General features: G+C 71.6%; 22 protein-coding genes. 7 read left to right on the top strand and 15 right to left on the bottom strand.

The genetic code is table 11. The features are described from left to right. Nucleotides 1-108: 108 nt before the first annotated feature. The 4 genes from ABZ854_RS17870 to ABZ854_RS17885 form a co-directional block, all read right to left on the bottom strand. Entirely contained in the window at nucleotides 109-1,521 is a 1,413-nt protein-coding gene (locus tag ABZ854_RS17870) for an FAD-dependent monooxygenase (RefSeq protein WP_361211281.1), read from the bottom strand. Beyond that, nucleotides 1,514-2,743 carry an MAB_1171c family putative transporter gene (locus ABZ854_RS17875; RefSeq protein WP_361211284.1) on the bottom strand — a complete coding sequence of 410 codons (1,230 nt, stop codon included), beginning with the start codon at nucleotides 2,741-2,743 and terminating at the stop codon, nucleotides 1,514-1,516. Before ABZ854_RS17875 ends, ABZ854_RS17870 begins: the two co-directional genes overlap by 8 nt. Further along, on the bottom strand, nucleotides 2,740-3,393 hold the full coding sequence (locus ABZ854_RS17880) for a toxin-antitoxin system, toxin component family protein (protein ID WP_361211287.1): 654 nt from the start codon (nucleotides 3,391-3,393) through the stop codon (nucleotides 2,740-2,742). The genes ABZ854_RS17875 and ABZ854_RS17880 overlap by 4 nt, the downstream gene beginning before the upstream one ends. Nucleotides 3,394-3,504: 111 nt before the next feature. Then, nucleotides 3,505-6,474: a beta-galactosidase gene (locus ABZ854_RS17885; RefSeq protein WP_361211290.1), complete on the bottom strand. Its 2,970-nt coding sequence runs from the start codon at nucleotides 6,472-6,474 to the stop codon at nucleotides 3,505-3,507. Between the two features lie 73 nt (nucleotides 6,475-6,547). On the opposite strand from ABZ854_RS17885, the gene ABZ854_RS17890 reads away from it, so the two are divergent. Together ABZ854_RS17890 and ABZ854_RS17895 are read left to right on the top strand one after the other, a co-directional pair. After that, nucleotides 6,548-7,006 (top strand): Rrf2 family transcriptional regulator, encoded by a 459-nt coding sequence (locus ABZ854_RS17890; protein WP_361211293.1) that lies wholly within the window; start codon nucleotides 6,548-6,550, stop codon nucleotides 7,004-7,006. A gap of 208 nt (nucleotides 7,007-7,214) precedes the next feature. Further along, the gene (locus tag ABZ854_RS17895) at nucleotides 7,215-7,865 is read left to right on the top strand and encodes a DUF4360 domain-containing protein (protein WP_361211296.1); all 651 of its coding nucleotides are present in this window, start codon (nucleotides 7,215-7,217) and stop codon (nucleotides 7,863-7,865) included. Between the two features lie 32 nt (nucleotides 7,866-7,897). Here ABZ854_RS17895 and ABZ854_RS17900 read toward each other — a convergent pair whose 3' ends face one another. The 8 genes from ABZ854_RS17900 to ABZ854_RS17935 all read right to left on the bottom strand — a co-directional run bounded on the left by ABZ854_RS17900 (nucleotide 7,898) and on the right by ABZ854_RS17935 (nucleotide 18,221). Continuing rightward, the gene (locus tag ABZ854_RS17900) at nucleotides 7,898-9,592 is read right to left on the bottom strand and encodes a histidinol-phosphate transaminase (protein WP_361211299.1); all 1,695 of its coding nucleotides are present in this window, start codon (nucleotides 9,590-9,592) and stop codon (nucleotides 7,898-7,900) included. Nucleotides 9,593-9,768: 176 nt separating this feature from the next. After that, nucleotides 9,769-10,929, bottom strand: coding sequence for an aldose epimerase family protein (locus ABZ854_RS17905; protein WP_361211302.1), 1,161 nt, complete (start codon nucleotides 10,927-10,929; stop codon nucleotides 9,769-9,771). A gap of 24 nt (nucleotides 10,930-10,953) precedes the next feature. After that, complete coding sequence (gene mmsB, locus ABZ854_RS17910; RefSeq protein ID WP_361211305.1) at nucleotides 10,954-12,201, bottom strand: multiple monosaccharide ABC transporter permease; 1,248 nt, start codon at nucleotides 12,199-12,201, stop codon at nucleotides 10,954-10,956. Continuing rightward, nucleotides 12,198-13,793, bottom strand: a complete 1,596-nt coding sequence (mmsA, locus tag ABZ854_RS17915; RefSeq protein WP_361211308.1) for a multiple monosaccharide ABC transporter ATP-binding protein — start codon at nucleotides 13,791-13,793, stop codon at nucleotides 12,198-12,200. Before mmsA ends, mmsB begins: the two co-directional genes overlap by 4 nt. A gap of 32 nt (nucleotides 13,794-13,825) precedes the next feature. Then, entirely contained in the window at nucleotides 13,826-14,935 is a 1,110-nt protein-coding gene (gene chvE / locus ABZ854_RS17920) for a multiple monosaccharide ABC transporter substrate-binding protein (RefSeq protein ID WP_361211311.1), read from the bottom strand. Between the two features lie 5 nt (nucleotides 14,936-14,940). Then, a complete protein-coding gene (locus ABZ854_RS17925) occupies nucleotides 14,941-15,957 on the bottom strand; it encodes a hypothetical protein (protein ID WP_361211314.1) in 1,017 nt (338 codons plus the stop codon). Nucleotides 15,958-16,056: 99 nt separating this feature from the next. Then, entirely contained in the window at nucleotides 16,057-17,061 is a 1,005-nt protein-coding gene (locus tag ABZ854_RS17930; protein ID WP_361211317.1) for an alcohol dehydrogenase catalytic domain-containing protein, read from the bottom strand. Continuing rightward, nucleotides 17,058-18,221, bottom strand: a complete 1,164-nt coding sequence (locus tag ABZ854_RS17935; protein ID WP_361211320.1) for a mandelate racemase/muconate lactonizing enzyme family protein — start codon at nucleotides 18,219-18,221, stop codon at nucleotides 17,058-17,060. The genes ABZ854_RS17930 and ABZ854_RS17935 overlap by 4 nt, the downstream gene beginning before the upstream one ends. A gap of 224 nt (nucleotides 18,222-18,445) precedes the next feature. Between ABZ854_RS17935 and ABZ854_RS17940 the strand changes: the two genes are divergently transcribed. Then, on the top strand, nucleotides 18,446-19,396 hold the full coding sequence (locus tag ABZ854_RS17940; RefSeq protein ID WP_361211323.1) for a hypothetical protein: 951 nt from the start codon (nucleotides 18,446-18,448) through the stop codon (nucleotides 19,394-19,396). 85 nt (nucleotides 19,397-19,481) lie between these two features. Further along, complete coding sequence (locus ABZ854_RS17945) at nucleotides 19,482-20,639, top strand: serine hydrolase domain-containing protein (protein WP_361211326.1); 1,158 nt, start codon at nucleotides 19,482-19,484, stop codon at nucleotides 20,637-20,639. Between the two features lie 137 nt (nucleotides 20,640-20,776). On the opposite strand, the gene ABZ854_RS17950 is transcribed toward ABZ854_RS17945, so the two are convergent. Both ABZ854_RS17950 and ABZ854_RS17955 read right to left on the bottom strand, forming a co-directional pair. Next, nucleotides 20,777-21,196, bottom strand: coding sequence for an organic hydroperoxide resistance protein (locus tag ABZ854_RS17950; protein WP_361211329.1), 420 nt, complete (start codon nucleotides 21,194-21,196; stop codon nucleotides 20,777-20,779). Between the two features lie 118 nt (nucleotides 21,197-21,314). Continuing rightward, nucleotides 21,315-22,313, bottom strand: a complete 999-nt coding sequence (locus ABZ854_RS17955) for an NADP-dependent oxidoreductase (protein WP_361211331.1) — start codon at nucleotides 22,311-22,313, stop codon at nucleotides 21,315-21,317. 111 nt (nucleotides 22,314-22,424) lie between these two features. Here ABZ854_RS17955 and ABZ854_RS17960 point away from each other — a divergent pair, with 111 nt between their 5' ends. Together ABZ854_RS17960 and ABZ854_RS17965 are read left to right on the top strand one after the other, a co-directional pair. Further along, on the top strand, nucleotides 22,425-22,859 hold the full coding sequence (locus tag ABZ854_RS17960) for a MarR family transcriptional regulator (protein ID WP_361211334.1): 435 nt from the start codon (nucleotides 22,425-22,427) through the stop codon (nucleotides 22,857-22,859). Nucleotides 22,860-22,879: 20 nt separating this feature from the next. Further along, complete coding sequence (locus tag ABZ854_RS17965; protein ID WP_361211337.1) at nucleotides 22,880-23,704, top strand: EI24 domain-containing protein; 825 nt, start codon at nucleotides 22,880-22,882, stop codon at nucleotides 23,702-23,704. Here the strand turns inward: ABZ854_RS17965 and ABZ854_RS17970 are convergent. Continuing rightward, nucleotides 23,694-25,001 carry a pyroglutamyl peptidase gene (locus ABZ854_RS17970; RefSeq protein ID WP_361211340.1) on the bottom strand — a complete coding sequence of 436 codons (1,308 nt, stop codon included), beginning with the start codon at nucleotides 24,999-25,001 and terminating at the stop codon, nucleotides 23,694-23,696. The genes ABZ854_RS17965 and ABZ854_RS17970 overlap by 11 nt on opposite strands. A 123-nt stretch (nucleotides 25,002-25,124) precedes the next feature. On the opposite strand from ABZ854_RS17970, the gene ABZ854_RS17975 reads away from it, so the two are divergent. Continuing rightward, nucleotides 25,125-25,502 carry a hypothetical protein gene (locus ABZ854_RS17975; protein ID WP_361211343.1) on the top strand — a complete coding sequence of 126 codons (378 nt, stop codon included), beginning with the start codon at nucleotides 25,125-25,127 and terminating at the stop codon, nucleotides 25,500-25,502. Nucleotides 25,503-25,505: the final 3 nt, after the last annotated feature.

Genomic DNA, 25,505 nt, shown 5'->3' on the forward strand with positions numbered 1-25,505 from the left:
GCTGCGGCACCCTGGAGTGCCGGTGAGCGGACCCACCGCCGGGCGGTCGCAACGGCACCCTGGCAGCGTCGGTGGGGGGACCCACCCCCCGGGTGGCTGGGCCGGTGGTCAGGAGATGCCCGCTGCCTTGCGTTCCTCTGGGGTCAGGGGCGGGCCCGTGAGAGGCGGCTTCAGGGGGCCTACTGCTGCGGCCAGCAGCATCGTGGGGGTCAGGAGGGTGTGCGCGCCGCGTTCCAGGGACGTCACGTCCGTGACGCGGCGCGCGATGCGGCCGTTGCCGGTCGCCGTGTACAGCAGGCGCCCCACATACGCCGACAGCACCCGGTCCCGTACCGTCGGCCCCGTCTCCGTCGCCCCCGGGTGGAACACGTCCGACCCGATCGCGAGGTCCCAGGCCGCCCGGACCGTACGACCCACCGCCCGCTGCAGGTGCCGGGAGAGACCGGGAGAGCCGGCACCCCGCTCGGCGATCACGTCCCGCAGGGCCAGCGCCGACTGCGCGGCCACCGACATGCCGTGCCCGTACACGGGGTTCAGCGCGCACACCGCGTCCCCGAGCACCACGAAGTTCTCCGGCCACACCGGCATCCGCTCGAAGAAGAACCGCCGGTTAGCCGTCGTCCGGGTCACCGCCACCTCGGTGAGCGGCTCGGCGCCGGCCAGCAGCTCCCCGATCACCGGGTGCCGCAGCCCCTCGTGGGCGTAGCGGACGAAGTCCCCCGCGTCCGGGGCCGGTTCACCGCCCTGCCGGATGATCAGCGTGACCATCCACGTGCCGTCCTGCATGGGCATCAGCACGCCCCCTGAGCCGGGCCGGCCACCCCGCGGGTCCAGCTCGATGTTCACCACGGGGAACCCGTCCCGCGCCCCCTCCGGCGCCCGGAACAACCGGCTGACGTACATCAGCCGGGAGTCGACCTCGCGCCGCTCGGGCTCGGGCAGCCCCAGTTCCCGCAGCCAGTGCGGCGCCCGGGACCCCCGCCCCGTGCAGTCCACGACGAGCGACGCCGTCAGGGTCCGCTCCGAAACCTCGTCGCCGGAGGACGCCGGGCCGCGCAGCCGGACACCTGTCACAGCCCCGCCGGCCGAGCCGACGAGGCCCAGCACCTCCGTCCGCTCCAGCAGCCCGATCCGCCCGTCGGTCAGCACGAGCTGCCGTACCACCCAGTCCAGCAGGTCCCGGCCGGCCGGCAGCATGAACGCCGACTCGGCCCACCGCCGGTACCAGCCGTGCGGGGACAGCGCCACCACGTCCGTGGTCACCGGCACCCGGTTCACCCCGGCCGCCCGCAACCGCTCGGTCGCCCCGGGCAGCAGCCGTTCCATGGCCCGGGCCCCGCCGGACCACAGCTGGTGCACGTGCCGCGCCTGCGGCAGCCCCTTGCGCGGCGCGGGCGTGTCCGGCAGCGCGTCGCGCTCGACGACGGTCACCCGGAACCCGGCCTGGTCCAGGGCGCTCGCGGCGAGCAGCCCGGCGAGGGAGCCGCCCAGGACGACGGCGGTGGGTATTCGATCACTCATGTACGGCAACGCTCTCTGCTGGGGCGTCCGCACGTGCGCGGACCGCCTCGATGTCGTCGGGACGGCGGAGGGCTCGGGAGACGGCCCCGATCTCCTGGAGGAGGTTCGTGGTGTCGGGCCCGTCGGCCGGCTCGGCCGACTCCGGCGTACGGGCCTTCTTCTCGACGGCGTCGAGGATGCACACCGCGGCGGCCAGCGCCCGCGCCCGCTCCGGCGGATGCCCGAGACCGAGCGCGGCGTCGTACGACCGTCCGCCCAGCACGGTGTCGATGTGCCGGGACAGCGGCAGCAGCACGTCCCGGATGAACGTCTCCCGCCGGGTCAACCGCAGTTCGGGCGTCGCCCGCAGCACCTTCGGCACGCCGTCCCCGCTCGCCGAGCGCATCAGCCGGTACAGCGGCCGCAGTTCACGGTGGGCGAGCCGGATCCGCCAGCGGTCGTGCAGGTACTGCGCGGCGTGCGGGAGGATGAAGCCGACCGCGATCAGGATCGCCGACAGTGCGGCCACCGGCGGCGCGAGGTTCGTGCTCAGCCAGTCCAGGTCCCGCCCGCACCAGCGCGCGGCGACCGCGGTCAGCTTGGACGCGTCGAAGATCAGGTTCAGCACGTAGCCGACGCCGAGCAGCTTCAGCCCCCAGCGCAGCCAGAGGTCCAGTCCCTCCGTGCGCACCCAGTTCCACACCAGCCGGGAGGTGATCAGGACGGCGACGGCGTGCGCGACGAGGTAGAGGACGATCTCCTCGCGCATGAACGGGGTGTTGGCGTAGTACGTGTCCAGGTCGGTGAGCCGTTCCACGGGCGCGTCGGCGAGCAGGAACAGCACCCACAGGACGACGATCACCCCGGAGTACACCGACACCACCCAGCGCATCGCGCGCCGGGTGGCGGCCGAGCGGTCGGACAGGCCGTTGCGCCAGGTGATGATCAGCAGCAGACAGGAGCCGCAGAACGCGGTGAGGAGCGAATAGCACCACGGCGCCGAGATGTTGGTCACCCCGGTCAGCCGGTTGACGGCGGCGATCGTGGACGGCGCGCAGAACACGAACACGGCGCAGGCGAGGATCAGCAGACCGCCGACCGCGCGCAGCAGCGGGTCCCGCCACAACCGGATGATCGTGGGCAGCTTGATGACGAGCGCGGCGGTCAGCACCGCCGTGGGGATCCAGAACGAGATGTAGAACTCGCTGAGAAACCCCGAGGGGTCCAGCGCCAGCAGGGTCACCGCGCGGCTCCTCCCCGTCCGCGGTAGCCGAGGACACGCTGCACGGGGTCCAGCGGGGCGCCGGGCCCGGTGCCGGAGACGTGCGGCCGGAACAGGGTGGCGAGGCGGTGCCCGAAGTCGTCGGCCTCGGCCTCGTCGGCCTTCCGGGAGCCGTTGCGGGCGGCCACCGTCAGCGCGGTGTCCTGCCACTCGGAGGTGTCACCGAGGGCCCGGGCGACGGCCGCCCCCGCGAGGTGGTGGTGCCGGTGCCCCGCGTGCAGGTGCCACAACTCATGGCCCAGGATGACCAGTTGCTGCACGGCCTCGGCCCGCTCCTCCACGATGACCAGGTCGAAGTCCTGGAACTCCACGCACAGTCCGGTCACCTCGATCTCGTCCGGGAAGCGCTCGAACCGCAGTTCCAGCGGCCGTCCGGCGCGGCGCGCGCTCATCTCCTCGCACAGCGCCCGGCACACCTCCCGCACCCCGGCCGGTGGTTCGGGCCGGGCGTGGACCGCCGCGGCGAGGTCGGCGGCGAGCAGCCGCTTCGCCGAACCCGGGCGCAGCGGCTTCTCCGCACCGGGACGCGGTATTTGCGCCGCACCCGGACGGACGTGACGCAGCCGTGCGGTCAGCCGTGCCGCCCGCTTCCGCGCGCCCGCGATGGTCATCGCACCCCCTCATCACCGCCGGTCTGCGGCTGGTTCGAGCGTACGCGCCCGGATGTGTTCGCGTCATGCGATCCGGTGACCGTGGTTCAACCGGGAACGACCACAGGCGCCTCAGTGACCGGGGGAGGGCACCGGGGTCACCGGGGTCCCGCCGGCCGCGTGGCCCAGCAGGGTCAGGCGTGCCGTGCCCGGCCCGGACAGCGTGGTGAACTCGGAGAGGACCGCCAGCGCCAGGGTGTTGTCGCCCCGGGTGCGCAGGATGCCGCCCGGCAGCACGAACGTGTGCTGGGGACCCACGTCGTTGATGTACTGGCCCAGGTTCCAGCCGTTGATGAAGATCTGCGCGCGGTAGGCGCGGTACCGGTCGTCCTCCAGCACCAGGCCGACCGAGGCGTCGACATCGCCCGGCACGGACAGTCGGAAGGACGTCCGGTACCAGGTCACGCCCTGCCGGCGCTCGGACCGCGGGAACGTCACCTTCTCCCAGTCCCGGTCGTCCAGGCCGGGCAGGTGCCAGCCCTCCCGCTCGCCGTACAGCCCGCCGTTGTTCATGGGGCCGCGCACCGGGTCCGGGGCGGCCTCTCCCTGAATCCGCCACCGCACCTTCGGCGACGCGCCCTCGAAGGTGACCCCGGTGAGTCCGCGTGCCGCCTTGTGGGTGTCCTGGGCCTTGCCGTCCTCGTCGTGCTGCATCCGCCGCACCAGGACCGACAGCACATGGCGGCCCGGTGAGCGCAGCCGCTCCCGCACGTCGAACACGGCGGTCCCGGCCCACGTGCCCTTGCGGATCGTGGTGTCCTTGTCGGGCACCGGCATGCGGTGGGTGCCCAGCGGCTCCCCGTCCAGCCACGCCATCAACAGGCCCTGCGTGCCGGTGCTGTGGGCGAGGGAGACCCGCTCGACGGCGGACGAGTCGGTGAACTCGCCCCGGTACCAGACGTCGCCGTAGTGGAAGCCGTAGTCGTCCGCGAACAGCACCGGCTGCCCCTTCGGCACGGGCGTGGTGCTGTACGACGACGTCTTGTCGGCCGGCTTCCAGCCGGAGTCGTCGAAGCCGGGCCCGGCCTCCGGGTTCTCCGTCCGCATCCGCCAGCCGCCCAGCTTCGGCAGCCGCACCTCGGGAGCGGCGGGCAGCATCGCGGTGGACATCATGCTGCCCGACCGGGTGACCCGGGTGGCCACCGGGCGGCCGTTCCAGACGACGCTCGTGACCGCGCGCGGCCCCCACACCTCCAGGGTCGTCGCGCCGATGACGTCACCGGTCAAGTGCACCTCGGAGCCGCGTACTTCGGCGTGGCGCAGCAGCGCCGGGCCGTACACGAGGAGGGTGCCGGACGGGGTGTCGTACGGGAAGATCTGGACGGCGGTCGGGTCGTCGGCGAAGAGGAGCAGCAGCGGGACCTCGCTGTCGCCCTGCTCGACCATCACCCGGGTCAGGCCGCCCTTGCCCAGCGGCACGTTCACCCGCAGTTCGTCGCGGTCGAACACCCAGGCCGCCTCGGGGTCGAGCCGGTTGACGACGGGCTCCTGCCGGCACTTCAGGACCAGCTCGGCCATCTCGCCGGTGCGCCCGGTGAACACCGCGACGTCCAGCCGCCCGGTGTTCAGGCGGGTCATGGGCTGCGCGTTGGAGTACTTCAGGCTCCGCCTGCCCAGCGACAGCCCGGTGGTCAGCAGCCGGGCGTCCTTGCCGGGCACTGTGAGCCGGACGGCGCCGGCGGCGGTCGGCAGGTCGGCGGTGACCGCGTCCGTGCCGTCGTTGCGGGCCACGTACACGTGGGCGCCGGTCTCGGGGTTCCTCAGGTGGTACACCTTCAGCCCCTTCGCCTTGACGTCCGCCGCCTTCTCCAGCCGGGCGAAGTCGGGCACGCGCTGCAGCAGATGCCCGAGGGTGTGCATCGGGGCGATCTTCGGGGTGACGTTGCGGGCCTCGTCGATGGCGGCGCCGTAGTCGTACGACGTGTAGACGACCGGCGCCGGGAGCCAGCCCCACGAGGTGCCGCCGAACGTCATGTAGACGTTGTGCAGGGTGAGACCGTTGGCGAGGTTCGTCAGGTAGAAGCGGCGCTCGTAGGCGGCGTCCCGGGTGCGCCGGGCCTCGGCGTACCCCTTGCCGTCGAACCAGGCCCCGCCCCACGGGTCGAACCAGCCGCCCCCGAACTCGGGCACGAACCCGGGCGTGTCCGGCGAGGCACTGGCCCCGCCCTTCGCCCCACCGGGCCCGAACAGCCCCCAGTCCGGCGGGGTCGTGGACGGCGACGGGTACCCGTCGAAGCCGTACAGCCAGCCGCCCTTGTCCCCGCCCGTGTCGAACGAGCCGGGCACCCAGTAGCCGTTGCGTCCCTTGTCGTTGTGGAACAGGGGGACGTCGATCCCGTCCCGCCGCACCTTCTTGTACAGGTGGGACATGTAGTCCCGGCCCGTCGGCTCGCCGGTGTGGGAGTCGTACTCGTTCTCGATCTGGTAGAGCAGGACGGTGCCCCCGCCCCGGGTGAACAGGTGCCGGCGGGCGATCCGGTTCACCTCGGTCAGCCAGGCGTCGACGTGCCCCAGGTAGGTCGGGTCGGCGGTGCGGGCCGTGCCCTTCGTCGCCGACAGCCAGCCCGGGAAGCCGCCGCCGTCGACCTCGGCGTTGATGTACGGGCCAGGCCGCAGGATCACGTACAGCCCGGTCTCGGCGGCCGTGCGCAGGAACAGGTCCAGGTCGCGGACACCGGTGAAGTCGTACTGCCCGGGCGCGGGGGAGTGGTAGTTCCAGGCCACGTAGATGCTGACGGCGTTGAAGCCGTGCGCCCGCATCTTCTGCAGGACGTCCCGCCACAATGACGGGCTCGGCAGCCGGAACGGGTGCATCTCGCCCGACCACAGCACCAGGCGCCGCCCGTCGACCAGCAGCGAGTGCCGGTCGTAGCCCACGGTGTGCCGCTCCCCGTCGGCCTCCGGCGGACCGGACAGGGGGCCGGCGGGGCCGCCGCGCGCGGCGTAGGCCGAGGGCGCGCCGGTGCCGCCGCTGCCGCCCAGGGCGAGGCCGAGCGCGGCCGAGCCGGCCAGGGCGGTGAAGGTACGTCTGCTGAGCGCCAAGGGATCCTCCCGGGCGATCTTACGGGGCGCGGGCCCGGCCATTCTCCACGGAGGTACGGCCCACAATGGACGCATGAGGATCTCGGCACGCGCGGATTACGCGGTACGGGCGGTGGTGGAGCTGGCCGTACGCCAGGACGACGGCCCCGTGAAGGCGGAGGAGATCGCCTCCGAGCAGGACATTCCGCACAAGTTTCTCGAAGGGATCCTCGCCGACCTGCGGCGCGCCGAGATCGTGCTCAGCCGGCGCGGCGGGGGCGGCGGCCACCGGCTGGCCCGCGACGCGGCGCGGATCACCGTGGCGGACGTCATCCGGGCGGTGGACGGCCCGATCGTCTCGGTCCGGGGCGAACGCCCCACGGGACTGTCGTACACCGGCACCGCCGAACCCCTCCTGCCGCTGTGGATCGCCCTGCGCGCCAACGTCCGCCGCATCCTGGAGGGCGTCACCCTGGCCGACCTCGCGGCGGACCGCCTCCCGGAACCGGTACGGCGGCTGGCGGCGGAGCCGGCGGCCTGGGAGAACCCGTAGGCGGCCGGCCGCGGCTGGGTGAGAACACCGAAAACGAAGTGAAAACAGCGAAGTGAATGGCCGGAGTTGGCCCTGCCGTGCCGTCCCACGGCTTCCTACGATGCGATCGCCTCCCGGTCTTCACAGGTTGCGCACAGTTCCTCCCCTGCACCACGGCACTCCTGGTGGGCCGGAGGCCGACCCCCCACTCGACGACAGGGAGAAACCCATGGCTGGAGGCCTGCTCGCAGGCGCGGGAGCGCTCGCGGCCCTGCTCACCACCGCGATGCCCGCACAGGCGGCGTCCCCGGTGGTGGACAACCCGCCCCCGGACAAGATCGTGATCGACATCGCCACGGTGAACGGCTCGGGCTGCCCGCAGGGCACCGCCGCGGTCGCCGTCTCACCGGACAACACCGCGTTCACCGTGACCTACAGCGACTACCTCGCCCAGGCCGGAGGAGACTCCGAGCCCACGGCGTTCCGCAAGAACTGCCAGCTCAACCTGATCGTCCACGTCCCCCAGGGCTTCACCTACGCCATCGCCAGCGCCGACTACCGGGGCTTCCTCGCGCTGCAGCCGGGAGCGTCGGGCACCCAGCGGGCCTCGTACTACTTCCAGGGCTCCTCGAGCACCGCGTTCAAGACGCACCCGTTCAGCGGGCCCTACAACGACGACTGGGAGGCCACCGACAGCACCGACTGGGCCCAGTTGGTCTGGGCGCCCTGCGGCGCCCTCCGCAACTTCAACATCAACACCGAACTGCGCGTGAAGGCGGGCACCGACACCGACAAGGTCAGCTTCATGACCATGGACTCGACCGACGGCGACATCAGCACCGTCTACCACATGGCCTGGAAGGAGTGCCCCGCGAACTGATCCAGGGGGCCGGCCCGCGGCACCGCCGCGGGTCAGCCCGTCTGCCCCATCCCCGCTGCGTTCGGCCAGCTCTGGGCATCGGGCCAGCTCTGGGCGTCGGAGCGGCCCTGCGCGTGGGGCCAGCCGGTCGCCGGAGCCGGGGTGAGGCCGGCGGGCGCGGCGGGAACGGGCGAGCCCGGAGCGGTCATCCCGCGAACCTGGGCGGCGGTCAGACCACCCCGGGCGGGAACACCTACCGGGGTGGGGCCGAGGGCGACGGCGGGCGCCGGGACCGGAACCGGCGGGGATACGGCCGGTACCGGCCGGGATACGGGTACCGGGACTGGCGCGGGCACGAACGCCGGGACCGGCGCGGGCTGCTGGGCCGCCGCCACGGGTTGCGGCACCTGGGGCGCCGGCTGCTGAACCGGTGCCGGTGTCGGTGCCGAGGTCGCTGCTGGTGCCGAGACCGGTGCTGGTGCTGCCGTCGGCAGCGGCATCCCTGGTGCCGGTGGGGCGGCGGCGGGGAGCGGCATGCCGGTGCCGACGGCCGGAGGGGGAACGGCCACGGTGAGGCGCAGCCCGGACCCGTTGGACTCGTTCACCAGCCGGTCGACGGCCGCCGTACCCGAGCTGTAGCTGGTCCCGGTGCCCGGCTCGGGTACGGCGGCTCCCCTCCTGGTCCCGTAGAGCACCTGCTCCAGGCCGGACACCAGGCGACGCACGTCGGCCTGGGGGCGCACCACGAGTCTCAGGAAGCGGCTGGACGAACCGATCTTGTTGCCGCACTCGCGGACCAGGATCCGGTGCTCGGCGAGCATCCGGTCCCGGACCACGGTGCCCTCGGCGCCGACGGGAAGGCGCACGAAGAGGAAGTTCCCCTGCGAGGGGTAGACGGTGAGGCCGGGCAGGGCGGACAGTTGGCCGGACATCTCCAGGCGGTCCCGGCGCACCTGGAGCAGGCTCTGCGCGTACTCGGGCCCGTGCTCGCGCAGCATGAACACCATGTGTTCGGCCAAGGAGTTGAGGTTCCACTTCGGCAGCATGGAGCGGACCCGGCCCGCCAGCGCCGGGTTGGCCACCAGGTAGCCGAAGCGTATGCCGTGCAGGCCGAAGTTCTTGCCGAGGCTGCGCAGCACCACCACGTTGGGGCGCAGCACGGCCTCCTGGACGACGCTGGGTTCCGTCTCCGCGTCGGCGAACTCCAGGAAGGACTCGTCGACCACGATGAGGTCCAGGTCGGCCATCGCGTCCATGAACTGCACCACCGACTGCCGCCGCAGGCAGCCGCCGTCGGGGTTGTTGGGGTTGCAGATCACGGCGGCGCGGGTGCCCCGGGCGCGGATGAAGCCGGCGTACTGGGCGAGGTCCAGGGCGAAGTCGCCCGCCTCCTGCAACGGGAACATGTCGACGCGTTTGCCGGTCTCCATCGGCTGGTCGGTCCAGCGGCCGAAGCTGGGGACCGGGACGGCGAGGGACTCACGGACCAGCAGGTGGTCGATCCAGGTGATCAGCTCCGTGGCACCGTTCCCCATCGCCACGCACTGCGGCGGCAGTTGGAGCAGGTCGCACAGCTCGGCGGTGATGGTCCCGGCGTCACTCGGGTAGTACGTGACGATCTCCCGCAGCCGGCCCGCCATCTCCTCGAACATGTCGGGGGTGGGGAAGTACGGGTTGCACGGAACGCAGAAGTCGACCGGGTCCGCCGCAACGGCGTCACGGAACAACGAGGTGACGTTCCCGGCCAAGAGGACCTCCGCTCAAGGACGACCCGCGCGGAGAAGCACGGGCCGCCCTTGTATACGGAGTCATGGCCGCACATGTTCAACACGGCTCAGCGGGGCGCCCCTTAAGGGGCGCGGAGCTGTATCGATGTGCGGCTCCGCCGCGTGGGCGCGACAAGCCACAACGCACCCGCAGATGGTCAGGCACCGAACGAATGCACCGTCGTACTCCGATAAACAGCCCCCGGCCTCAGCACGGTCGAAGGAAACCCCCCATGGTTGGGCGAGTCCGGAAAGTGCTGCGTCTCCAGCGCAAGCGCATCCCCCTGCCGATAGGCACGCCCCCCGGTCCCGACGAGCGTCCCGTCAAGAAAGTTCCCACTGTAGAACTGCAGCCCAGGCTGATCCGTAGCGATCTCCAACACGCGCCCGGAGCGCGGCTCCCGCAGCCTCACCACGCGCTCCGGCCGCTCGGTAACCCCCTTGTCCAGCACCCAGTTGTGGTCGAACCCCTTCGCCTGCACCTGCTGAACGTGCCCCGCCCGCAGATCCCGCCCGACGGGCTTCGCGTGCCGGAAGTCGAACGGCGTGCCGGCGACGGCGGCGAGTTCCCCGGTGGGGATCAGGCCCGCGTCCGTCGGGGTGTAGCGGGACGCGGCGATGCGGAGTTCGTGGTCCTCGATGCTCCCGCTGCCCTCACCGGCGAGGTTCCAGTACACGTGACTGGTGAGGTTGACGATCGTCGGCTTGTCGGTGGTGGCCTCGTAGTCGATCCGCCACTCACCCCGCCCGTTCAGGGTGTACGTCACCCTCACCCGGAGCGTGCCCGGGTACCCCATCTCGCCGTCGATGCTGGTGTAGTGGAGGTGGAGGCCGGCGTCGGGGCCGTCGGTGAACGGCTCGACGTCCCACACGTGCTTGTCGAAGCCCTTCGCCCCGCCGTGCAGGCTGTTGACGCCGTCGTTGACGGAGAGCTGGTACTCCTTGCCGTCGAGGGTGAACCGGCCCTTGCCGATGCGGTTGCCGTAGCGGCCGATCAGGGCGCCGAAGTAGGGGCTCTTGGCCACGTAGTCGTCGAGGTTGTCGAAGCCCGCGACCACGTTGGCGGGCCGGCCGTGCCGGTCGGGGATCTCCAGGGTCTGGACGATGCCGCCGTAGGAGAGGACCTTGAGGCGGGTGCCGCCGTTCTCCAGTGACCAGCGGTGCACCCTCGTGCCGTCGGCGAGCCTGCCGAAGGGCTCCCGCACCGGCTTCCGGCCTCCGTGACCGGTGCTAGCCCGGGCCGTGCCCGTGCCGAGGGCGGTGGTGGCGAGGCCCGCCGCCGCGGCGCCCGCGATGACCGTGCGTCTGTTCAGTTCCATTTCAGCTCCCTGTCGTCGGGCCGATCACGAACCGGACTTGCGCTTGTTCCACACGTCGAAGCCGACCGCCACCAGCAGGGCGAGGCCCTTGATGACCTGTTGCCAGTCGGTGCCGACGCTGAGGAGGTTCATTCCGTTGTTCAGCACGCCGAGGACGAGGCCGCCGATGATCGCGCCGAGGACGGTGCCCACACCGCCGCTCATCGAGGCGCCACCGATGAACGAGGAGGCGATGGCCTCCAGTTCGAAGTTGACGCCCGCCTTCGGAGAGGCCGCGTTCAGGCGGGCGGCGACCACCAGACCCGCCAGGGCCGCGAGCACGCCCATGTTCAGGAAGACGTAGAAGGTGACCTTCTTGTCCTTGACGCCGGACAGCTTGGCCGCCGGCAGGTTGCCGCCGATCGCGTAGATGTGCCGCCCGAACACCGCGTTGCGCATGATGTAGCCGTAGCCGACGACGAGCGCGCCGAGGACGATCAGGATGATCGGGGCGCCCTTGTAGCTGGCGAGCAGCAGGGTGAGGACGAGGATCGCCGCGACCAGGGCGGTCAGCTTGAGCAGGAAGAGCCGGGCGGGCAGCACGTCGAGGGCGAACTCCTGCTGCCGGCGCCGGTCGCGGACCTCCTGCCACACCACGGCCGCGATCAGCACCAGGCCGAGCAGCAGGGTGAGGTTGTGGTAGTTGGTGTCCGGTCCTGTCTCGGGCAGGAAGCCGTTGCCCATCTTCTGCAGGCCGTCGGGGAAGGGGCCGAGGGTCTGGCCCTTGAGGAGGATCTCGGTCAGGCCGCGGAACAGCAGCATCCCGGCGAGGGTGACGATGAACGACGGTATGCCGAGGTAGGCGATCAGGAATCCCTGGAGCGACCCGGCGACCGCGCCCACCAGCAGACAGGTGACCAGGGCGATCGGCCAGGGCACGTGGTGGCTGACCGTGAGCACGGCCGCGAAGGCGCCGACGAACGCGGTGAGCGAGCCGACCGACAGGTCGATGTGCCCGGCGATGATCACCAGCATCATGCCGATCGCGAGGATCAGGATGTAGCTGTTCTGCAGCACCAGGTTGGAGACGTTGCGCGGCAGCAGCAGGTCCCCGTCGGTCCAGATCGCGAACAGCACCACGATCAGGCCGAGCGCGATCAGCATGCCGTACTGGCGCATGTTGCGGCGCAGGCCGCTCAGCAGGACGCCGAGCAGTCCGGGGCCGGCGGCCGCCGGGCCGCTGCCGCCCGGCGGCGCGGGGGCCGGGCTCTTGGCGGTCACATCCGTGCTCATCGCGACACCTCTTCGTCCCTCTGCTCCTGCCGGTCCTGCCGGTCCGTCCGGTTCTGCTGGTCCTTCGTCATGTGGCGCATCAGCACTTCCTGTGTCGCCTCGGCCCGCGGCACCTCACCGGTCAGCCGCCCGGCGGCCATCGTGTAGATGCGGTCGCACATGCCGAGCAGTTCGGGCAGCTCGGAGGAGATGAAGACGACCGCCTTGCCCTCGGCGGCGAGCCGGTCGATGACCGTGTAGATCTCGTACTTGGCGCCCACGTCGATACCGCGCGTCGGCTCGTCCAGGATCAGCACCTCGGGACCGGCGAAGATCCACTTGCTGAGGACGACCTTCTGCTGGTTGCCGCCGGACAGCCGGCCCACCGGCTCGAACACGGTCGGCGCCTTGATGTTCATCGACGTGCGGAAACCCTCGGCGACCTGCCGTTCCTCGTGCTCGTCGACCACGCCCCGCCGGGCCACCTTCCGCAGCGCGGTCAGCGAGATGTTGCGGTTGATGGTGTCCATCAGGTTCAGGCCGTAGTGCTTGCGGTCCTCGGTGACATAGGCGATGCCGTGCCCGACCGCCTCCGCGACGGTCCTCGTACGGATCTCCCGGCCGTCCTTGAGGACCGTGCCGCCCGCGTACCGGCCGTAGCTGCGCCCGAAGACGCTCATCGCGAGTTCGGTGCGGCCGGCGCCCATCAGGCCCGCGATGCCGACGATCTCCCCGCGGCGCACCTGGATCGACACGTCGTCGACGACCCTGCGCTGCTGGTCGATCGGATGGCGCACGGTCCAGCCCCGGATCTCCAGCGCCGGTGCCGCCCCCTCCTCGGGCTCGTGCGGGGTGCGCTCGGGGAAGCGGCTGTCGAGGTCCCGGCCGACCATGCCGGCGATGATCCGCTCCTCGGTCGTCCCGGAGGCTTTCACGTCCAGGGTCTCGATGGACCGGCCGTCCCGGAGGATCGTCACCGAGTCGGCGACCCGGCGGATCTCGTTCAGCTTGTGCGAGATGATGATCGAGGTGATGCCCTGCTTCTTCAGCTCCAGGATCAGGCCCAGGAGTTTGCCGCTGTCCTCGTCGTTCAGCGCGGCCGTCGGCTCGTCCAGGATGAGCAGCTTCACCTGCTTCGACAGCGCCTTGGCGATCTCCACGAGCTGCTGCTTGCCCACGCCGATGTCGGCGACCCGGGTCTCCGGGTGCTCGTCCAGACCGACCCGGCGCAGCAGTTCGGTGGCGTGCCCGAGGGTCTCGGTCCAGTCGATGAGCCCGCGCCGGGCGTGCTCGTTGCCGAGGAAGATGTTCTCCGCGATGGAGAGGTACGGCACCAGCGCCAGCTCCTGGTGGATGATGACGATGCCGCGCCGCTCGCTCGCCCGGATGTCCCTGAACGCGCAGGGAGCGCCCTCGAAGAGGATGTCGCCGTCGTAGCTTCCGTGGGGGTGGACGCCGGAGAGCACCTTCATCAGGGTGGACTTCCCGGCGCCGTTCTCCCCGCAGATGGCGTGGACCTCGCCCTGCCGGACGGTCAGGGTGACGTCCGACAGCGCCTTGACACCGGGAAAGGTCTTGACGATCGCGCGCATTTCCAGGACGGGTCCCGCCATGGTCGTGCCTTCCAATCCGTAGGGGTGGCGGCTTACTTGAGCTCGGAGGCGGTGTAGTAGCCGCCGTCGACCAGCACCTTCTGGTAGTTGGACTGGTCGACGCTGACCGGCTGCAGCAGGTAGGCGGGCACCACCTTCGCGCCGTTGTCGTACGTCTTCGTGTCGTTGACCTGCGGCTTCTTGCCCTTGAGCGAGTCGTCGACCATGCTCGCGGCGACCTCGGCGAGCTTGCGGGTGTCCTTGTAGACGGTCTGCGTCTGCTCACCGGCGATGATCGACTTGACCGAGGCCAGCTCGGCGTCCTGGCCGGTGACGACGGGCAGCGGCTTGCTCCCGGAGCCGTAGCCGTCCGACTTCAGCGAGGACAGCACGCCGATGGAGATCCCGTCGTACGGCGAGAGGACCGCGTCGACCCGCTGGGACTTGTACGACGAGGTCAGCAGGTCGTCCATGCGCTTCTGGGCGGTGGCGCCGTCCCAGCGCAGGGTGGTGACCTTGTTCAGCGCGGTCTGTCCGGAGCGGACGACGAGCTGCTTCTTGTCCAGGTACGGCTTCAGGACGCTCATCGCGCCGTTGAAGAAGTACTTGGTGTTGTTGTCGTCGTTGGAGCCGGCGAACAGCTCGATGTTGAACGGGCCCTTCTTTCCGCTGTCCAGGCCCAGCTTGTGCACGATGTACGTGCCCTGCAGCTCGCCGACCTTCTCGTTGTCGAAGGAGGCGTAGTAGTCGACGTTCCTGGTGCCGAGGATCAGCCGGTCGTAGGCGATGACCGGGATGTGGGCGTCCGCGGCCTCCTGGAGCACGTTGTTCAGGGACTTGTTGTCGATGGCCGCGATGATCAGGCCCTTGACGCCTTGTGTGATCAGGTTCTCGATCTGCGAGACCTGGGTGTCCGGGTCGTCCTCGCCGTACACCAGCTTCGTCTTGTAGCCCTTGGACTCAAGGTTCTTGACGACGTTGTTCCCGTCGGATATCCAGCGCTCGGAGGACTTCGTCGGCATGGCGACGCCGATGGTGGCGCCCTTGACGTCGCCCGTCTTCGCCTTGCTGCCGCCGTCGCTGTTCTGCCCGCAGGCGCTCAGCGTGAGGGCGAGCGAGACGGCCGCGGCCGCCGCGGCGAGTGCTGCTCTGCGGTTGCGCATGATGATCAGTCCTTGTCGGTGTCGACGTCGATGGGGGACCGGCCGGTGGTGCCGCCCGGGTCGGGGAAGCGGTGGAGCGGGCCGGGGAGGCGGGAGCCCAGCGGGGCCATGCCGGTGTCCGCGCCGTGCCGGGCGAGTAGGTCCAGGGCGAGCCGGCCGCGCCGCACCCGCTCCCGGGCGGTGTCCAGGGTCAGGTCCCGCAGATGCCTGCCCCACGGGTAGATGCCGGGCGCCTTGGACAGGCCGAACTTCAGATAGAGCGGTGCCCCGCGCCGGATCAGCTCGGCGACCTCGTACATCCGGACATAGCCGCCGAGGTCGTCCGGGGCCTCGATGTACATGTCCATGGGGGCGCCGGACACCCGTCGGATCTCGGTGAGGTGAGCGGGCGTCAGGTCGCTGGGCACGTTGACCGAGTCGGCGCCCAGCCGCTCGTACACCGCGTACGACGCCGGGTTGACGGGGCCGATCAGCGCGGAGACCTTCAGCGTGGTGGCCGCCGGGATGATCCCCCGCTGCCGGGCCCGGTGCAGCGTCCACAGCACGCCCTCGTCCGCGACCAGTAGACAGGTGACGCCCAGCTCGGTGGCCCGGACGGCGTCCTCGACGCAGCCGGCGACCCCGTCGTGGCCGCGCACGCGCAGTCCGGCCCCGCGCGAGTCGGAGCGCACCGAGCCACCGATGTCCCAGGTGCCGCGCGGGCCGGTGAACAAGCAGAGTTCGATGTCGCGTTCGGCGGTGGCCTCGACCATCTCGGTGATCTCGGCGTCGGTCAGCATCCACACGCCGCTGCCCTGACTGATCCGGTGGATCGGCACGTCCAGGCGCGAAGACTCCTTGAGGACGACCGCGAGCGCCTCGGGCCCCTCGCACGAGGGGACCTCGGTGCGCCAGCGGCCGCCGCCCGGGAAGCTGTGCGGGGAGGCGTCGGCGGGGTCGAGGGCGGGCGCGCCCAGACCGAGCGCGGCGAGCACCTGCTCACCGGGTCGGCGGGCCGCCGGGGCGGAAGCGTCGGTCGTCACTGGCTGTCCTTCGTGTTCGGAAGAGCGTGTTCGATATGTCGGACGTCGTTCGCGTCTTTGGGCAGGGAAAAGGTCCAGAGCCTCGTGGTGAGGAAGGCCCTACGGCCGGAGCAGCACCTTGCCCACCTTCGGGTCACCGGCCCCCACCAGCTCCATCGCCTGGGCGAACTCGGTCAGCGGCAGCTCGTGCGTGACCAGCGGCAGCGGGTCGAGCAGCCCGGCGCCGAAGACCCGCACGGCATGCGCCCAGGCGGCCGGCGGGGCGCCGAAGACGGTGTGCACCTCCAGCTGCCGTACGACCAGAGCGGTCGGGTCGAGTCCGCCCGCGCCCGGCGCCGGGATGCCGGTCAGGACCAGCCGGCCGCCCCGGCGCAGCAGTGCGGCGGCGGTCCGCGCGGCGGACGCGGACCCGGCGGCCTCGATCACGACGTCCAGGTCGTCCGGCAACTCCTCGCCGGTGAGCCGGAAGTCGCTCGCCCCGAACGAGCGGGCCGGAGCCTCCCGTTCGCGGCCGGTGCCCACCACCAGCAGTTCGGCGGGGGACACCGCCCTGAGGAACCGCACGGCGAGCATGCCGAGCGTGCCCGTGCCGACCACGCCCACCCGCTCGCCCGGTCGGGCGGCCGCCTTCAGGGCGGCGGCCGCGACGCAGGCGGCCGGCTCCAGCAGGGCGGCGGCGGTGAGATCGGCGTCCTCGGGCAGGACGTGCAGCAACCGGGCCGGCAGGGTGAGCGTGCCCGCCATGGCGCCCGGCTGGGTGAAACCGGTCTCCTCGTAGCCGGCCGTGCACAGCGTGGTCTCGCCCGCGTGGCAGCGGGCGCACACCTGGCAGTTGCGGAAGCCCTCCCCGACGGCCTTGCGGCCGACCAGGGCCCCGGGCACCCCGGCGCCCACCGCCCGCACCGTCCCGGACCACTCGTGGCCGGGCGTCAGCGGGTAACGGATGTAGCCCTCGGGCCGGTTGCCCCGGTACACCTCGCGGTCGCTGCCGCAGACGCCGACCGCGTGCACCGCGACCAGCGCCTCCCCGGGACGGGGATCGCGGGGCGTGTGCTCGGCGATCCGGTGCCGGCCCGGCGCCTCGACGACGACGGCGACGCTCACCGCTCGCCCTTCGGGGCGCGCTTCTCCCAGCCTTCCGCCCACAGGTCGAAGTGGGCGCGCTGCTGCGGGAACTCGGCGGCCGCGTCGACGTCCAGCTCGACGCCGAGTCCCGGTGCGTGGGAGAGGTGGAAGCAGCCGTCCTCCGGGTTCACCCGCGGGGCGCCCTTGACCACCTTCTTGATCTCCGCGTCCGCGAAGTCGTTGAAGTGCTCAAGGATCTTGAAGTTCGGTGAGGTGAATCCGACTTGGAGCGAGGCCGCGGTGAGCACGGAGCCGCCGACGTTGTGCGGGGCGACCAGCATGTAGTGGGTCTCGGCGGTCGCGGCCAGCTTCCGGGTCTCCCAGACGCCGCCGATGTGTCCCACGTCCGGCTGGATGATGTCCACGGCCTGGCTGTCGAACAGTTCGCGGAACTCGATCCGGTCGTGGATCCGCTCACCGGTGGCGACCGGGACGTCCACCTTCGCGGCGACCTTCTCCAGCGCCTTCAGGTTCTCCGGCGGGCACGGCTCCTCCAGCCAGGCCGGGGTGAAGGGCGCCATCTCCTTGGCCAGCCGCACGGCGGTGGCGGGGGAGAAGCGGCCGTGCATCTCCAGCATCAGCTCGGCGTCCGGCCCGATGGCGTCCCGCACGGCCTCGATCAGCGAGACGGCGTAGCGGGTCCGCTCGTGGTCCAGCTCGAAGTGCCCGGTGCCGAACGGGTCGATCTTCAGCGCCCGGTACCCGCGCTCCATCACGCCCCGCGCGGCCTTGTGGTACGCCTCGGGCGTTCGCTCCGTGGTGTACCAGCCGTTGGCGTACGCCTTGACCTTCTCGGTGACGCTGCCGCCCAGCAGCTGCCAGACGGGCACGCCCAGCGCCTTGCCCTTGATGTCCCAGCAGGCCATCTCGACGACGGCGATGCCCGACATCACGATCTCACCCGCGCGGCCGTAGTCGCCGTACTTCATCCGGCGCACGAGGTCCTCGGCAGCGAACGGGTCGGAACCGAGGATGTGGTTGGTCTCGGCCTCCCGGAGGTAGCCGAGCAGCGCGTCGGTGTGACCCAGCATCCGGGTCTCGCCGACGCCGGTGATCCCCTCGTCGGTGTGCACCTGGACGTACGTCAGGTTGCGCCACGGCGTCCCGACCACGTGCGTGCTGATTCCGGTGATGCGCACGGCAGTTGCCCCTCAGCTGTTCGACGGTGCTGTTCGGTGGTGTTCGATATTTCGTCACTCGTTCGAAATGTTGGCGTGACAGTAAGGAGGGTGCTGCGGGGGTGTCAATGGGGCGAACAGGTAACGGTTTCGGCAAGGCTTTCGAGAATTCGTTCGCTCTCCCACCAAACCTTCACAGCGGCACCTAGGAACGTGACCCGCGGGGAATCTAGTCTTCCGGCGTCATGGACTTCTGCCACCCGTGCCAACGGCACCTCAACGGCGCCCTGGCCTGCCCGGGCTGCGGCGCAGCGGCGCGGACCCCCGCGCCGGCCGAGGGTGTTCCGTTCGCGCAGGCGTACGCGGCCGCGAACCCCGAGCCGGGCCACGGCGGATACGGCGGGTACGGCGGGTACGGGGACTACGGCGCCCGCGGGGACTACGGCACGGGCGCGTCGTACGAGGAGTACGGCGGCCGGGCGGAACCGGATGAACGCCGTGAACCGGAAGCCCGCGAACCGCAGGAATGCCGTGAGCCGGAGGAGCGGCGGGGACCGGAGCCGGACCGCGAGCCGGAGACGCGGGAACCGGAGGTGACGGGCGGCCGGGCCGCCGCCCGGCGCCAGGCCCGCGGCCGGACGGACGCCGGGAGTTTTGCCGCTGCCGCCGAGGCCGGCCGTCGCGACCGCAAGGCCGCCGCACACCGCCGCCGGCGCCGCCGTACCGTGTTCATCGCCGCCGGCCTCGTCCTGGCGGCCGGTGCCATGAGCGTCGCCGAACTCGGCATCGACACGCCCTTCTCCGACGACAAGCCCGCCGCGGCCGGGGACACCGCGCCGGACGGCACCTCGTCCGACACGGCCCCGGCCCACACCGCGTCCCCCCTCGACGACACGGCCGGGGGCGGCGCGGCCCGCCGGCACGGCTCGGCCTCGCCCGGTGCGTCGGCCTCCGCCTCCGCGTCCGCCTCCACGTCCGCGAAGCCCGAGGACTCCACGTCCCCGGACCCCCGGGGCAGCGGGCAGCCCCAGCAGTCCGCCGGCACCGGTCCGGGCCCGACCTCCGGCCCCACCGCGGCTCCGGCCCCCCAGCCGAGTTCCGCCCCCGCCTCCGCCCCCGCGACCTCCGCCCCGCCGCCGCAGCCGACACCGACGAGGACGAGGTCCTGCGACCGCTTCCTCTGGTGGTGCACCTGACCCCTCTCCCGCCTGGAGCTACGCCCCTCCGTTGAGTCGAACGGGCGTCTGGCGCCGTACCCGTTCCCGGAAGTGAGGAGAGCGGATGAGGCAGGAGATCAGCGTCCACGGCACGGTCGCCGAGGGCTTCGAGGCGGTGCGCGAGGAGTTCACCGCGTTCGTCGCCTCCGAACAGAGCGACTACGAAGGCCAGTTGTGCGTGTACGTCCACGGCCGGCGGGTCGTCGACCTGTGGGCCGGCGAGGGTGCGGACGCGGACTCGCTGTACGGCGTGTTCTCGTCCACGAAGGGCGCCGCCCACCTCGTCGTGGCCCTGCTGGTGCAGGACGGCACCCTCGAGCTGGACCGCAAGGTCACCTACTACTGGCCCGAGTTCGCCGCCGAGGGCAAGGGCGCGCTGACCCTGCGCGACCTGCTGGCACACCGCGCGGGCCTGGTCGGCACGGACACCGGGTTCACGCTGGCCGAACTGGCCGACGACCGCGCGATGGCCGAACGCCTCGCGGACCAGCGGCCGTTCTGGCGGCCGGGCACGGCGTTCGGCTGCCACGCCCTGGTCCTCGGCGCACTGACCGGCGAGGTCGTCCGCCGCGCGACGGGCCGTACGCTCCAGGAGGTGTACGAGGAGCGGATCCGCGCCCCCTACGGCCTGGACCTCCACCTCGGCCTGCCGGCCAGGTCGGACCACCGCTACCGCAGCGTGCGGGCCATGCGGCCGACCCCCGTACAGCGGGCGGCACTGGACGCGCTGCCGTCAGGCCCGCACACGCTCGCGTCGATCGCCCTCAACCGGCACACGGCCGCCCCGACCGACCTTGCGAACCTGCCCAACGAGCCGCTGATCCGCGCCAAGGGCCCCGCCTCGTTCGGCGCGGTCGCCTCGGCGCGCGGTCTCGCCGGCATGTACGCGGCGATGATCAGCGAGGTCGACGGGCGGGCTCCCCTGCTCAAGCAGGACACGGTCGCCGAGTTCGGCCAGCCGCACTCCGTGGGGTACGACCTGGTGGCCCGCGCCCACAGGTCGTACGGCCTCGGCTTCCAGGCCACCTCCGACACCTGGTACCCGTTCCTCGGCGCCGGCGCGATCGGCCACAGCGGCGCCTCCGGCTCCCAGTCCTTCGCCGACCCCCACACCGGCCTCACCTACGCCTACACCCGTCGCACCTGCGCCTACCCGGTGGGCCCGGCCCCTGAAAACGCCCGCCTTGCGGAGGTGCTGCACAAGGCAACACTGGCCAACTGAAACGCGCCCGGTAGGGGCGCGGGGCTGTATCGATGTGCGGCTCCGCCGCGCGGGCGCGATCAACCACCACGCACCCGCGCCCCGAACTCAACCGAACCCGGCAGCGGCTCCCGACCTCAGACAAGCGTCACCGCAATTCAGACCAGCGTCACCGTAATGTTGCCCCGGGTCGCCTTGGAGTAAGGGCACACCTGGTGCGCCTTCTCGACCAGTTCCCGAGCCGCCGCAGCGTCCACCTTCGGGATGCTCGCCGAGATCTCCACGATGATCCCGAACCCCTCCTCGTTCTTGCCGATCCCGACCTTCGTCGTCACCGTCGACCCGGAGACGTCCGCCCCCTCCTGCCGCGCGACGACACCGAGCGCGCCCTGGAAGCACGCGCTGTACCCCGCCGCGAACAGCTGCTCGGGGTTGGTGCCGTCGCCGTTGCCGCCCATCTCCTTGGGCGGGTTGACGACGACGTCGAGCTTGCCGTCGTCGGTGGCGACCCGCCCGTCGCGGCCGTTCTCGGCGGTGGCGACGGCGGTGTACAGGACGTCGGACTGCTGAATGGGCATGCGGTTTCTTCCTCCTAGGTCCGCCGCGACTCGCGCCCACGATCGGCGACGGATTTCGGAAAGAAGTTACCGCATGCCGGAAACGACACGGAAGCCCCTGCCGGCATCCGGGCCGGGATCACAGCTTGACGATCATCTTCCCGGTGTTGTCCCCGCGCAGGACCCCGAGGAACGCCTCCAGGTTGTTCTCGATGCCCTCGACGACCGTCTCGCGGTACTTCAGCGCGCCCGAGGCGACCCACGGCCCGACCTCCTGGACGAACTGGGGCTGCAGGTCGTAGTGGTCGCCGACCAGGAAGCCCTCGATGCGGCCGCGGGTCTGGATGAGCCGGGCGAGGTTGCGCGGGCCGGGGGCGGGCTCGGTGTTGTTGTAGACCGAGATCATGCCGCAGACCGCGATCCGGCCGCCCTGGTTGAGCGAGCCGATGGCCGCCTCCAGGTGGTCGCCGCCGACGTTGTCGAAGTAGACGTCGACGCCGTCGGGAGCGGCGGCCCGCAGCTGCTCGCCCACCGGCCCGTTCTTGTAGTTGAACGCGGCGTCGAAGCCGTACTCCTCGACCAGCAGCTTCACCTTCTCGTCGGAACCGGCCGAGCCGATCACCCGCGAGGCGCCCTTGAGCTTGGCGATCTGCCCCACCTGGCTGCCCACGGCGCCGGCCGCACCGGACACGAACACGGTGTCGCCCTCCTTGAAGGAGGCGGTGCGCAACAGGCCCGCGTACGCGGTCAGACCGGTCATGCCGAGCACGCCGAGGTACGTCGACAGGGGGGCGGCACCGGCGTCGACCTTGACGGCGTGCTGCGCGTCGAGGGCCGCGTACTCGCGCCAGCCGAAGAAGTGCAGCACATGGTCGCCGACGGAGATCCCCTCGGCGTTCGAGGCGACGACCTCGCCGACCGCACCGCCCTGCATGACCTTGCCCAGCTCGAAGGGGGCGGCGTACGACTTCGCGGCCGACATCCTGCCGCGCATGTACGGGTCCACGGACAGGAACAGGTTCCTGACCAGCACCTGGCCCTCGCCCGGGGTCGGCACGGGCGCCTCGACCAGCGCGAAGTCCTCGGGCTTCGGCCAGCCGACGGGACGGTTCAGCAGGTGCCACTCGCGGTTGATCATCGTGGTTCCTCTCGGGTGGTTGTCTCAGGTGGTTGCCAAATTACTTCAGTAGCTGAAACAACAGTGCATCTGAATATTTCATGTTGTCAAGTAAAGAGGTATCCTGGAGGCATGGCCACACCGCACATCACCCGCCCCGACCAGCTGACCGTCGAGGTCGTCGAACTGATCGCCGAGGTCGTGGCCCGCTACCACGCGGACTACGACGAGGCCGCCGCCGGCCACGCCCTCACCGGCGCCCAGGCCAAACTGCTCAGCCTGCTGTCCCTGGAGCCGCTGCCCATGCGCAAGCTCGCCCAGAAGCTCAAGTGCGAGCCGTCGAACGTCACCGGCATAGTGGACCGCCTGGAGTCCCGGGGCCTGGTCGAGCGCCGCCCCGACCCGGCCGACCGCCGGGTCAAGCTCGCCGCCCCCACCGAGGACGGCCTCCGCGTCGTCCGGGAACTGCGCGAGGGGCTCCGCTTCGCCCACGCGCCGCTGGCCGGCCTGTCCGACGAGGAGCGGCTGTCCCTGCGCGACCTGCTGCGCCGCATGCTGGAATCCTGAGGCTGGGTAAAGTCCTCCCCATGCGTGATCTCGGGGTGGGTTTCCAGTACCTGGTGGAGGGCCAGCGCTGGGTCGGCCGGCACGGCCGGAGCTACGGCTTCGGGCTGCTGCCCGGCCTGATCACCCTGGTCCTCTACGCGGCGGCCCTGGTCGCCCTCGCGGTGTGGGGCGAGGGCGCCGTCGCCTGGGCGACCCCGTTCGCGGACGACTGGACGAGCCCCTGGCAGGGCCTGTTCCGCGGCTTCCTCACCGCCGTCCTCTTCGCCCTCGGCCTGCTCCTGGCGGTGCTCACCTTCACCGCCGTCACCCTGCTGATCGGCCAGCCCTTCTACGAGAACCTCTCCGAGAAGGTCGACGAGGACGCCTCGCCCGACGGTACCGCGCCCCGCTCCGGCCTGCCCCTCTGGCGCGAGCTGTGGATCTCCGCGCGCGACAGCCTGCGCATCGTGCTCCGCGCCGCCCTGTGGGGCGTGCTGCTGTTCGCCCTCGGCTTCCTGCCCGTCGTCGGCCAGACCGTCGTGCCGGTGATCGGCTTCTTCGTCACCGGCTTCTTCCTCACCGAGGAACTCACCGCCGTCGCCCTCCAGCGCCGAGGCGTCGAACTCCGCGCCCGCCTCAGCCTGCTCCGTTCCCGCAAGACCCTCGCCTGGGGCTTCGGCACCCCGCTCGGCCTGGCCTTCCTGGTCCCGTTCGTCGCGGTGTTCCTGATGCCGGGCGCGGTCGCCGGCGCCACCCTGCTCGCCCGTGACCTGCTGGACGAGGAGACCGCCGACGCCGAGCCCGACCGGCAGGGTGCCGACGAGCCGGTCACCACCGGGGGCGCCGACGGGCCGGTCATCCCCTGAGCGTCGCCTCCGCCGCCACCCGCACGATCGCCCGCACCTGCTCCACGATGTCCACCCGGTTCCGCACGAACACCGGGTCCGTCACCGACCCCGACGCCGGGTCCGTGTTGCCCGGGCCGAACTCCAGCACCGGCGTGTGGACATGACCGCCGGGCAGCCGGCCGCGCAGCCCCAGCCGGTCCCGCAGCAGCGTCGCCCGGTAGGCGATCTCGTTGGAGAGGTAGTCGCCGCCGCCCCCGGCCCGCGCCGTCGAACCGGGAGTCGGGCCGTCCGGCCGTACCACCGGCTCCGTGCCACCCGCCGGGATCTCGGTCACCTCCGTGTGGTCGTACACCGGGAAACGGCCCGTGCGCGCGGCCACGATCGCGCCGTACGGCAGGGTCGTCGTCGTCCACTGGGGCTGCGAGGCCGGGTCGGCGACCGGCACGGTCTCCGTGCGCGACACGCCGTCGTTGTCGGGGAACCCGCCCCGCCACGCCCCGTTGGTCCGCTCCACGTCGAACCGCCCGACCCGCCCCTGGCTCACCGTCGTGAACAGGTCGACCTGCGGCAGGTACGGCCGCAGCGCCCGCTCGACCACCCCGTCCGCGAAGTCCCGCCAGCGCACCGGGAACACGGCGGTCTCCACCCGCACCGGCCCGCGCGCCGTCTCGATCACCGTGCCGTCCAGCGCGAGCGCGGCCGCCCCCGACGGGTTGGAGATACGGATGTCCCGGTCCAGGGTGAAGGGATCGAAACCGGTGAGCAGCACCCGCCGCAGGTGCGGCCGGCGGGGGTAGCGGATGTCGGTCTGGCCGCGCGAAGTGCGCTCCAGCCCGTCGAGCAGCGCCGTCCGCCGGGACTGAGGGAGCCCGAACCGCGGCTCCCACGTCCGTACTTCCCGCGTCATCCCCAGCCGCGCCCAGTACAACGGCCGGTCGTCGTCCCGGCTCAGGCCCTCCCGTCGCCCACCACCACCCTTGCAAGGAAGCGCTTCGCGCCCTTCTGATTCCGCCGGACCCCGCCCCTGCGCCCGGTCCACGGCCCGCCGCCACAGCGCGGTCCCCTCGCGTACGACGACACGGCGGGCCTGAGCATAGGAGCGGGCGTGCTCCAGCGCGCGCGTGAACTCCGGGAGCACGGCGTCGAATCCGGAGCGCCGCAGGATCTCCTGCGGTACGGCCCCGTCGAGCCGCTGCTCCTCGACGGTGGGGGAGAGGGCGGCCGCTTCGGCCGCTGAGGCTGTCGTCGTGGGAGCCGTCATCCCGGCCAGCAGGGCCAGACCGAGTACGGCGGTGCGTATACGCAGACCAGTCAAGGGAGTTCAGGTCCTTCCGTCGCTGTGGGGCGCGTGGTGCGGTGGACGTCAGGCAGTATTCCGTGCCGGCGGCGGCCGGACGAGGGCGCGCGCCCGTTTGTGAAGGCTTCGTACGAACTCGCCGTGGACCGCTCCCACGCAGGCCGCGAGCCCGCCGCGCCGATTAACGTCAGTTCCGGGACAAGTCCCCCACGAACAGCCCCGGTCCGGGACCTGACCCCTGGACCGGGGCTCGTACCCCCACCCCCGCTGCCGTTCGGCCTGGGCCTGGCCGCCGCGACCACCGTCCCGCAGCTGCTCCGGGTGATCCCGGCCGGCGCCAGGGTGGGCCAGAGCCTGTGCGGGGTGATCTTCGTCCTGGCGACCACGGTGACCGGCGAGGGCATCAAGGCGGGCGCCCTCGCCCCGGTCCTCACCGGCGGCGGGGTCCTCCTCGTCTGCGGCACCGCCATGGCCCTCCTGGGCAAGGCGGTGAAGCGGATGCGCGGCGAGGCGGTGTGAACC

Source organism: Streptomyces sp. NPDC047028, assembly GCF_040644095.1.
Lineage (GTDB): Bacteria > Actinomycetota > Actinomycetes > Streptomycetales > Streptomycetaceae > Streptomyces.